Annotated in this window: 7 protein-coding genes, 2 rRNA genes and 1 pseudogene; all 10 read left to right on the top strand. The window is 58.0% G+C overall.

From position 1 onward, the window contains the following. The coding region (locus H928_RS32790) for a hypothetical protein (protein WP_204366275.1) at positions 1 to 247 on the top strand (247 nt) is incomplete at its 5' end. Continuing rightward, positions 238 to 3116: ribosomal RNA gene (locus H928_RS0101615) — 23S ribosomal RNA — on the top strand. The genes H928_RS32790 and H928_RS0101615, both read left to right, overlap by 10 nt. Positions 3117 to 3374: 258 nt before the next feature. Then, positions 3375 to 3487 (top strand): 5S ribosomal RNA (gene rrf, locus H928_RS0101610). Positions 3488 to 3583: 96 nt separating this feature from the next. After that, the gene (locus tag H928_RS0101605; protein ID WP_021024921.1) at positions 3584 to 4324 is read left to right on the top strand and encodes a 16S rRNA pseudouridine(516) synthase; all 741 of its coding nucleotides are present in this window, start codon (positions 3584 to 3586) and stop codon (positions 4322 to 4324) included. A 164-nt stretch (positions 4325 to 4488) separates the two neighbouring features. Continuing rightward, on the top strand, positions 4489 to 5424 hold the full coding sequence (locus H928_RS0101600; RefSeq protein ID WP_021024920.1) for a beta-propeller fold lactonase family protein: 936 nt from the start codon (positions 4489 to 4491) through the stop codon (positions 5422 to 5424). A 49-nt stretch (positions 5425 to 5473) separates the two neighbouring features. Further along, positions 5474 to 6310: a polysaccharide deacetylase family protein gene (locus H928_RS0101595; protein ID WP_021024919.1), complete on the top strand. Its 837-nt coding sequence runs from the start codon at positions 5474 to 5476 to the stop codon at positions 6308 to 6310. Positions 6311 to 6377: 67 nt separating this feature from the next. After that, positions 6378 to 7397 carry a sterol desaturase family protein gene (locus H928_RS0101590; RefSeq protein ID WP_021024918.1) on the top strand — a complete coding sequence of 340 codons (1020 nt, stop codon included), beginning with the start codon at positions 6378 to 6380 and terminating at the stop codon, positions 7395 to 7397. Positions 7398 to 7479: 82 nt separating this feature from the next. Beyond that, a complete protein-coding gene (locus tag H928_RS25695; RefSeq protein ID WP_148293002.1) occupies positions 7480 to 8394 on the top strand; it encodes an EI24 domain-containing protein in 915 nt (304 codons plus the stop codon). A 400-nt stretch (positions 8395 to 8794) separates the two neighbouring features. Beyond that, positions 8795 to 10210 (top strand): type I glutamate--ammonia ligase, encoded by a 1416-nt coding sequence (glnA, locus tag H928_RS0101580; protein ID WP_021024916.1) that lies wholly within the window; start codon positions 8795 to 8797, stop codon positions 10208 to 10210. A 266-nt stretch (positions 10211 to 10476) separates the two neighbouring features. Next, positions 10477 to 10713 (top strand): annotated as a pseudogene (locus H928_RS0101575) (hypothetical protein); the annotation flags it as partial.

Raw genomic sequence — 10713 nt, 5'->3', positions numbered from 1 at the left:
AAGGTTTAGTGCAGACCGTGCCACCAGCAACAATTTGATTGCGTCAAAACGAATGAAACTTTGCGGAAGCAATTTTTATTCAGTAATGACGAATATTCTTCAAGAATGTGAATCTGGGCGACCAGGTTTACAGCAAAGATATTCACATTACGGCATAACGCGCGAGGTGAGAGACCTCGCAAAGCAGTTGCTTGCTTCTTTTGCGATGAGATCTAGAGATAGATGTCAAAGTTATAGGGTCAAGTGACTAAGAGCATGTGGTGGATGCCTTGGCGATGATAGGCGACGAAAGACGTGATAGCCTGCGATAAGCTTCGGGGAGTTGGCAAATAAACTTTGATCCGGAGATTTCTGAATGGGGGAACCCACCTAGCAATAGGTATCACTGCGTGAATACATAGCGCAGTGAAGCGAACCTGGAGAACTGAAACATCTAAGTACCCAGAGGAAAAGACATCAACCGAGATTCCGATAGTAGTGGCGAGCGAATTCGGAAGAGCCTTGCAGTGATAGTCAGTGTGTTAACAAAACGGAATGGAAAGTCCGGCCATAGTGGGTGATAGCCCCGTATGTGAAAACGCATTGGTGGTACTAGGCTGCAGACAAGTAGGGCGGGGCACGAGAAACCCTGTCTGAATATGGGGGGACCATCCTCCAAGGCTAAATACTCATCATCGACCGATAGTGAACAAGTACCGTGAGGGAAAGGCGAAAAGAACCCCGGGAGGGGAGTGAAATAGATCCTGAAACCGCATGCTTACAAAAAGTCGGAGCCCTTAGGGGTGACGGCGTACCTTTTGTATAATGGGTCAGCGACTTACATTCAGTGGCAAGCTTAACCGAATAGGGAAGGCGTAGAGAAATCGAGTCCGAATAGGGCGACAAGTCGCTGGGTGTAGACCCGAAACCAAGTGATCTATCCATGGCCAGGATGAAGGTGCCGTAACAGGTACTGGAGGTCCGAACCCACTAGTGTTGCAAAACTAGGGGATGAGCTGTGGATAGGGGTGAAAGGCTAAACAAACTTGGAAATAGCTGGTTCTCTCCGAAAACTATTTAGGTAGTGCCTCAAGTATTACCTGCGGGGGTAGAGCACTGTTTAGGCTAGGGGGTCATGGCGACTTACCAAACCTATGCAAACTCCGAATACCGCAGAGTACAGCTTGGGAGACAGAGCACCGGGTGCTAACGTCCGGACTCAAGAGGGAAACAACCCAGACCGCCAGCTAAGGTCCCTAAAACGGGCTAAGTGGGAAACGAAGTGGGAAGGCTAAAACAGTCAGGATGTTGGCTTAGAAGCAGCCATCATTTAAAGAAAGCGTAATAGCTCACTGATCGAGTCGTCCTGCGCGGAAGATGTAACGGGGCTAAGCCAGTTACCGAAGCTGCGGATGCACAATTTTACTGTGCGTGGTAGGAGAGCGTTCTCTAAGCCTGTGAAGGTGTCTGGTAACGGATGCTGGCGGGATCAGAAGTGCGAATGCTGACATGAGTAGCGTTAAAGCGGGTGAAAAGCCCGCTCGCCGTAAGCGCAAGGTTTTCTACGCAACGTTCATCGGCGTAGAGTAAGTCGGCCCCTAAGGTGAGGCAGAGATGCGTAACTGATGGGAAACGGGTCAATATTCCCGTACCGATGTGTAGTGCGATGTGGGGACGAAGAAGGTTAGCTCAGCCAACTGTTGGATATGTTGGTTCAAGCCTGTAGTCGTGCTCGGTAGGCAAATCCGCCGGGCTAAGATGAGGGGTGATAACGGGTCTGCTTGCAGACGAAGTGAGTGATACCCAGCTTCCAGGAAAAGCCACTAAGCTTCAGCTACACACGACCGTACCGCAAACCGACACTGGTGCGCGAGATGAGTATTCTAAGGCGCTTGAGAGAACTCAGGAGAAGGAACTCGGCAAATTGACACCGTAACTTCGGGAGAAGGTGTGCCCTCAGTAAGTGAAGTTGTACAAATGGAGCTAAACGGGGTTGCAAAGAATAGGTGGCTGCGACTGTTTAATAAAAACACAGCACTCTGCAAACACGAAAGTGGACGTATAGGGTGTGACGCCTGCCCGGTGCTGGAAGATTAAATGATGGGGTGCAAGCTCTTGATTGAAGTCCCAGTAAACGGCGGCCGTAACTATAACGGTCCTAAGGTAGCGAAATTCCTTGTCGGGTAAGTTCCGACCTGCACGAATGGCGTAACGATGGCCACACTGTCTCCTCCTGAGAGTCAGCGAAGTTGAAATGTTTGTGATGATGCCATCTCCCCGCGGAAAGACGGAAAGACCCCATGAACCTTTACTGTAGCTTTGTATTGGACTTTGAACAGATCTGTGTAGGATAGGTGGGAGGCTTTGAAGTGAGGATGCTAGTTCTCATGGAGCCAACGTTGAAATACCACCCTGGTGTGTTTGAGGTTCTAACCTTGGTCCATTATCTGGATCGGGGACAGTGCATGGTAGGCAGTTTGACTGGGGCGGTCTCCTCCCAAAGCGTAACGGAGGAGTTCGAAGGTACGCTAGTTACGGTCGGACATCGTGACGATAGTGCAATGGCATAAGCGTGCTTAACTGCGAGACTGACAAGTCGAGCAGATGCGAAAGCAGGACATAGTGATCCGGTGGTTCTGTATGGAAGGGCCATCGCTCAACGGATAAAAGGTACTCTGGGGATAACAGGCTGATACCGCCCAAGAGTTCATATCGACGGCGGTGTTTGGCACCTCGATGTCGGCTCATCTCATCCTGGGGCTGTAGTCGGTCCCAAGGGTATGGCTGTTCGCCATTTAAAGAGGTACGTGAGCTGGCTTTAAAACGTCGTGAGACAGTTTGGTCCCTATCTTCCGTGGGCGCTGCAGATTTGAGGAAGCCTGCTCCTAGTACGAGAGGACCGGAGTGGACACACCTCTGGTGTATCGGTTGTCACGCCAGTGGCATTGCCGAGTAGCTATGTGTGGAAGAGATAACCGCTGAAAGCATCTAAGCGGGAAACTCGTTCCAAGATGAGATCTGCCGGGGGCTTGACCCCCCTGAAGAGTCGTTCTAGACCAGGACGTTGATAGGTTGGGTGTGGAAGCGCAGCAATGCGTTAAGCTAACCAATACTAATTGCTCGTGCGGCTTGACCCTATAACTTTGATTGGCCTCGCCCTTAGATGGGGCCCAATGCAAAGAACACTGCAACTGCAGTTATGCCAAAGACTTGAGATCAGACCATGATGGGCACCACAGCGTGTTACAATCACTGGCTCAGGTCGGCGCAATCAAATTAAACGCTGATAGCACCAAGCCCCAAAAGCTTGATGCCGACTCTATGAATTCGCTTCAAAAGCAGCAATGCCCTGATCTACCGATCAGCGCAAAGCCGCCAAGGAGCAAAAAGTTATGCCTGATGACCATAGCAAGTTGGTACCACTCCTTCCCATCCCGAACAGGACAGTGAAACGACTTCGCGCCGATGATAGTGCGGATTCCCGTGTGAAAGTAGGTCATCGTCAGGCTTTTATACTGATCAACCCCTCTGCTCTACCGAGTAGAGGGGTTTTTCTTTTTATCTCGCTGCAGCAGCGGTCTGTGGCTGGCGTGAAGGGGTTGGGATGCAGTTGCAGGATATGTTGTATTCGCAGGGTTTTGGTGTGCGCCGCGTGTGCTCGGGCCTGGTGCAACAAGGCTGGGTGCAGTTGTGGGATGCACAGGCGAACGAATGGGTTGCGGAGACGGATTCGACCGCCGACATAGAGCCCGAGGGCCTGCGCTTCAAGGTGCAGGGCGTGGAGTGGGAATACCATGCGCTGGGCTATGTGCTGCTGAACAAGCCAGCCGGCACCGAGTGCTCGCAAAAGCCTTCGGCCTATCCCAGCATCTACAGCCTGCTGCCGGTGCCGCTGCGCACGCGCCCCAACAAGAACGCCATCCAGGGTTTGCAGGCCGTCGGCCGCCTGGACCAGGACACGACTGGCATGCTGCTGCTGAGCGACGACGGCCAGTTCATCCACCGCATGAGCTCGCCCAAGAAGCATGTGCCCAAGCGCTACCAGGTGACGGCCAAGCATGCGGTGACCGAGCAGCAGGTCGAGCGTCTGTTGGCCGGTGTGGTGCTGGATGACGACCCCAAGCCAGTGAAGGCTGCGGCCTGCGTGAAGACGGGTGACAACACGCTGGATCTGACCTTGACCGAAGGCAAATACCACCAGGTCAAGCGCATGCTGGCAGCGGTCGGTAACCGGGTGGAGGGCCTGCACCGGGCGCAGATTGGTGGCCTGGTGCTGAGCGATGAGCTCAAGCCGGGCGAGTGGCGCTGGTTGAAGGCCGACGAGCTGGCACTGCTCAAGCCCTGATGGTTTTGGGCCTGCTGTAGCTTTGGCGCAAGTTCAACGATTATTTACATCGCCAATCGTCCCTGCGTCGTGCTGCAATTTATCGCGGGCGGCTACACTCGCTGCGTTACTAGTAGGAATCGCTTGTGAAGCCTTTCGTTTTTGCCCGTTCTCTGCTTGCGGTGATGGCCTTTGCCGCCACTGCGGTGCATGCTGCCAACCCCATTTTGGTGCTCAATTCGCTGGATGCCAGCATCAGCGTGATTGACCCTACGACCTGGAAAGAGGTCAAGCGCATTCCTACGGGCAAGGAGCCCCACCACCTGTACCTGACGCCGGACAGCAAGTCGGTGATTGTGGCCAATGCGACCGGTGACTCGCTGACCTTTGTCGATCCCAAGACGGCCGAGGTGCAGCGCGTGATTCAGGGCATCTCCGACCCCTACCATCTGCGTTTTTCGCCCGACATGAAGTGGTTTGTGACGGCAGCCAACCGCCTCAACCACATCGACATCTACCGCTGGGATGGGCAAGAGCCCAAGCTGGTCAAGCGCATTGCCACCGGCAAGACGCCCAGCCACCTGTGGATCGACAGTAAGAGCCGGACGATCTACTCGACCATGCAGGACAGCGATGAGCTGGTCGCGATCGACATCGCCACCCAGACCCTGAAATGGCGCACCAAGACGGGGCAGATGCCCGCTGACTTGTATGGCAGCCCGGACGACAAATTCGTTTTTGTCGCACTGACCGGCAGCGACGGCGTGCAGGTGTTTGATGTGAGCGGCGCAGAGCCCCAGCTGGTCAAGACCATCAAGACCGACAAGGGTGCACACGCCTTCCGCGCGACCGGCGATGGCCGCCATCTTTTTGTCAGCAACCGGGTGGCCAATACCATCAGCAAGCTCGACATGCTGAGCCAGACGGTCGTTGACCGCTATCCCGGCCCCAGCGGCCCTGACTGCATGGATGTGAGCCCGGATGGCCGCTATATCTACCTCAGCTCGCGCTGGGCGGGCAAGATGAGCGTGATCGATACGGTCGAGCGCAAGGTGGTCAACCAGGTGAAGGTGGGCAAGTCGCCGCATGGCATCTGGGTGCTGGACCACGCACCGCGCTAGTGCATGGCCCGTGCATTGTTGAGTCAGTAGCAGAGGGGATCTCCACGCCATGCGCAGCACATTTTTCTGGCTTCTGGCCGCAAGTTGGGGCAGCGCAGCTGCCTTTGCCCAGCCTGCTGCTCCAGCGCCTGCCGCTGCAGCCACTGCGGCAGGCAGCTGCAGCAAGCCTGTCTATCTGACCTTGGACACCGGCCACATGGGCGTGGCCAACCAGATCGCCGACGTCTTGCGCAAGACGCAGGTGAAGGTGACCTTCTTTGCCGCCAATGAGCGCACCAAGGAGGGCGATGGCAGCCTGGGTGACCACTGGGCCCCTTGGTGGCGCGCGCGTGCTGCAGAAGGCCATGTCTTTGCCTCGCACACCTGGGACCATACCTACTGGCGTGGCGACATCAAAGTGCCGGCAGGTGCTGCGCCCCGCTTCAAGGTGCAGCCTTCGCAAGGCCCGCAGGCCGGGCAGCGTTTTGAATGGTCGGCCGCACAGTACTGCGCGCAGATCCAGCAATCTGAAGACCGCTTGGCCAAGATCACCGGCGTCAAGCCTTTGCCGCTGTTCCGCGCGCCCGGCGGCAAGACCTCGCCCAGCCTGATTGCGGCGGCCAGGCGCTGCGGCTATGCCCATGTGGGCTGGTCGCCAGCGGGCTTTCTGGGCGATGAATTGCCCAGCGACAAGTACCCCAACCAGCAGTTGCTGGACAAGGCGCTGCGCGACATCCGCCCCGGCGATATCTTGCTGGCCCACCTGGGCATCTGGGACCGCAAGGACCCCTGGGCACCCGCCGTGCTGCAGCCCTTGATTGAAGGCTTGCAGGCCAAGGGATTTTGTTTTGCCACCTTGCGTGAGCACCCGCAGTACCAAGATTGGATTCGTCAGCATGGTGGCTGAGAGCGCTTGTCGTAGCGCACACTGGCGGCTGCAGGGCTTGCGGCCCGGTTTGAACTAATGGTTTGCCATGGAATTTCTCAGCACGCTTTTTGACAACGCACAGCAGTGGCTGTTTGAGCAGTTGCTGCAGCCGCTGCTGTTCAACCTCGGCCTGGCCAGCTATCTGGAAGATGGCTACACGGCAGCGGGCTGGTTCCTCGTAGGCTGCCTGCAGATCCTCGTCATGGTGCTGGTGATTGCGCCCTTGCAGCGCTGGCGGCCGGTCGAGGCCGTGACCGACCGGCATGCGATCCGTGTGGACATGCTCTACACCTTTATCCATCGCCTGGGCCTGTTCCGCCTGGCCTTGTTCTTTACCATCGATCCGCTGTGGGACATGGTGGTGGGCGCGCTGCGCGTGCGCGGCTTTGAGACCTGGCACCTGGACGCGCTCTGGCCTGGCGTGACCGACCTGGGCTGGGTCAGCCTGTTGATCTACCTGGTGGTGTTCGACTTTGTCGCCTACTGGATCCACCGGGGCCAGCACCAGTTTGTCTGGTGGTGGCGCCTGCATGCCTTGCACCATTCGCAGCAACAGATGACGATGTGGAGCGACAACCGCAACCACCTGCTCGATGACCTGGTGCATGACAGTATTCTGGTGTTTGTCGCCGTGTTGATCGGTGTCGCACCCAGCCAGTTTGTGGCGATTGTCGCGATCACCCAGCTGAGCGAAAGCCTGCAGCATGCCAATCTGCGCCTGTGGTTTGGCCGCCTGGGTGAGCGGCTGTGGATCAGCCCGCGTTTTCACCGCCGTCACCATGCGATCGGCATCGGCCATGAGTCGCCTGCCAACAATGCCGCGCCCAACACCGCTGTGAAAGCCGGCGAGGCTGCCCCGCGCACCCGCTTGGGGGGCTGCAATTTTGGTGTGCTGCTGCCATGGTGGGATATGCTTTTTGGCACCGCCAACTTTGAGCTACGCTATGACCCCACCGGCATCCGTGACCAGGTGCAGCCCAACCGGCAAGGGCAGCTGCGCGATTACGGGCGCGGCTTTTGGAGCCAGCAATGGCGTGGGGTACTGCGCCTTTTGGGCCGCGCCTAGGTGCGGCACACCCGCTTGATACCGAATCACTGAGCGGCCCGCCAGCCTGGCCACCCGCCCAGATACACAAGGAGTTCACCCCATGCCCCTCGCGTCTGCGGGCTCCCGCCTGATGTTTGATGCCTTCTGGCGTGCCGCCGCCTATTGTTTCCGGCCCCGGGTCTTGCTGCTGTCGGTGCTGCCACTGGTGGTGATGCTGGTGGCCTTGGGTGGCTGGAGCTATTTTTACTGGTCGGGCGCCGTGGCGACGATGCAGCACTGGGTGGAGACGATTGGCTGGCTGCGCACGGTATTCAGCTGGTTTGGCAGCAGTGGCACCGAAGGTTTTGCGGCCGGCATTGCGCCCTTTGTGGTGCTGATCCTGATCACGCCGGTGGCAGCGGTGGTCGCGCTGCTGGTGATTGCGCTTTTGATGACGCCGGCCCTGGTCAACATGGTGACCGAGCAGCGCTTTGCCCGGCTGGAGAAGAAGCAGGGCATGGGTCTGGTCACCAGCGTGCTCTGGGCCTTGAGCACCTCGGCGGTGGCCATTGTGGCCTTTGTCGTCACCATGCCGCTGTGGCTGATCCCGCCTTTGGTGCTGATTGTGCCGCCCGTCATCTGGGGCTGGCTGACCTACCGCGTGATGAGTGTGGATGCCCTTGCCGAGCATGCCAGCAAGGCTGAGCGCGACACGCTGCTGCAGCGCCACCGCTGGCCGCTCTTGCTGATGGGCATCATCTCGGGCTATATCGGCATTGCGCCCAGCGTTGTCTGGGCCTCGGGCATGGTGTTCACCATTGGCTTTGTCGTGCTGATACCCATTGCCGTGTGGATCTATGCCATCACCTTTGCGTTTTCCTCGCTGTGGTTCATCCACTTCTGCCTGGCCGCGCTGCAGCAGCTGCGGATCGAGAATGGCGACCTGGGCGCGCAGCCGCAGCCGCCGGTGGCGGAGCCGCTCGTGGCCGATACATCCGATGCCGGCTTGCTGGCCGATGGCACGGAGCCCAAGTAAGAACCTCTTCAAAGAGGGAAGGGCGCGGAGCAGGGCATGTGCCAATGGGCTCGGCCAGTGCCTCAGCCGCCTACGCACCAATGTGGTGCATAAATAACTATTTTGGTGCATGTGCGCCATCCGCATAAAGTGCTGTTAGTTTTGCACCATCTTGGTGCTTGCTCGGCAATGCAGGCCCTGGTCTGCACGGATCTGGGCGGTGGGATGCAAAATCCTCGTCGCCCCTCGGAGGCCCAGGCCAAAAGCGCGGTACAGTCTGGCATTGGGCACAGTCCGGCTGCGATCGCGTTCTGGCGGGCCCGCATTTTCTGGTCGGCATGGGCATGTCACAAAACTGGCACGTAAACTGCTTTAGTCTTGGCACAGCCCTTTTTATTCACGATTTTCTTTGGAGCATTAGATGGCCAAGAGCGTTGCAGATGTGATGAGCATGTTGGACGAGAACGAGGTCAAGTTCGTTGATCTGCGTTTTACCGACACCCGTGGCAAGGAACAGCACGTCACGGTGCCTATCTCGCACTTTGACGAAGACAAGTTCACCTCGGGCCACGCGTTTGATGGCTCCTCCATCGCTGGCTGGAAGGGTATCGAAGCATCCGACATGCTGCTGATGCCCGATCCCAACACCGCCAACATCGATCCGTTCTTTGACGAAACCACGATGTTCCTGCAGTGCGACGTGATCGAGCCCGGTGATGGCAAGGCCTATGACCGCGATCCACGTTCGGTGGCCAAGCGCGCAGAAGCCTACCTGAAGGCATCGGGCCTGGGCGACACCGCCTACTTCGGTCCAGAGCCAGAATTCTTCATCTTCGACGGCGTGCGTTGGAGCACCGAACCCAACAACCCTTTCTTCGACATCGAAGAGTACGAAGCACCCTGGAACAGCGGCGCCAAGTTCGATAACGGCAACCGTGGCCACCGTCCACGCGTCAAGGGCGGCTACTTCCCCGTGCCTCCTGTTGACAGCACCCAGGACATGCGCGCTGAAATGTCCCTGCTGCTCGAATCGCTGGGCATCCCGGTTGAAGTGTTCCACCACGAAGTGGCGGGCGCTGGCCAGAACGAACTGGGCACCCGTTTCTCCACCCTGGTGGAACGTGCGGACTGGACCCAGGTGCAAAAGTACGTGATCTGGAACGTGGCAGACACCTACGGCAAGACCGCGACCTTCATGCCTAAGCCATACTCGGGCGACAACGGCTCGGGCATGCACGTGCACCAGTCCGTGTGGAAAGACGGCAAGAACCTGTTCGCCGGTGACGGCTATGCCGGTCTGTCCGATTTCGCGCTGTACTACATCGGCGGCATCATCAAGCACGCCCGTGCACTGAACGCCATCACCAATCCTGGCACCAACAGCTACAAGCGCCTGGTTCCTGGTTTCGAAGCGCCTGTGAAGCTGGCTTACTCGGCCAAGAACCGCTCGGCATCGATTCGTATTCCTTACGTGAGCAACCCCAAGGGCCGCCGCGTGGAAGCACGTTTCCCCGATCCCCTGATGAACCCCTACCTGGGCTTCGCAGCGCTGTTGATGGCCGGTCTGGACGGCGTGGAAAACAAGATCCATCCGGGTGAAGCTGCCACCAAGGATCTGTACCATCTGCCTCCAGAGGAAGACAAGCTGGTGCCTACCGTGTGCCACAGCCTGGACCAGGCCTTGGAAGCACTGGATGCCGACCGCGCGTTCCTGACCAAGGGCGGCGTGTTCAGCGACAGCATGCTGGACTCCTACATCGAGCTGAAGATGGGCGAAGTGACCCGCTTCCGCCAAGCCGTGCACCCTGTCGAATACGACATGTACTACTCGCTGTAAGCCCCTGCTGGCCAGGCCCTTGTGGCCTGGCCCTTTGGGCAAAACGGCCTGCCGACCTGCGAAGGTGGCAGGCCTTTTTTTATGCGTGCTCTCGGGGCAGGGGGCATGCCCGGACAGGGGTGAATCTGTAACAGCAGGAACTGTTCGGCATGATCGGCCTCCTTTGTAGCTACACTGCGGGTTGCAGAGAGGGGCCATCGTGCAAAGCCGCTAACGGGCTGTCACGGACATACGGGCAAAGTGGAGTGAACGGGCGAAACGGGGTTATGCATACAAAGTTGTTGTTTTTGATGGTGGCAGTGGCATGTGCGCAAGGCGCGGTGGCGCAGGATCGCATTTATCGCTGTGGCAATGAATACACCAACGATGTGGCCAAGGCGCGGCAAAAGGGCTGCGCCGTGGTTGAAGGCGCCAATGTCACCATCGTGCAAGGCACGCGCCCGCACACGCCTGCTGCCAGCCCGGCGCCCGCCCCCAATGCCCCCGCAGCTGCCCCGCGCCCC

Origin of the sequence: Comamonas sp. B-9 (assembly GCF_000410635.1) — a bacterium.
In the GTDB taxonomy this organism is placed as follows: Bacteria; Pseudomonadota; Gammaproteobacteria; order Burkholderiales; family Burkholderiaceae_C; genus Comamonas.
Note: the sequence above shows the minus strand (reverse complement) of the source record. Positions and strands in the feature narration are given on the sequence as shown.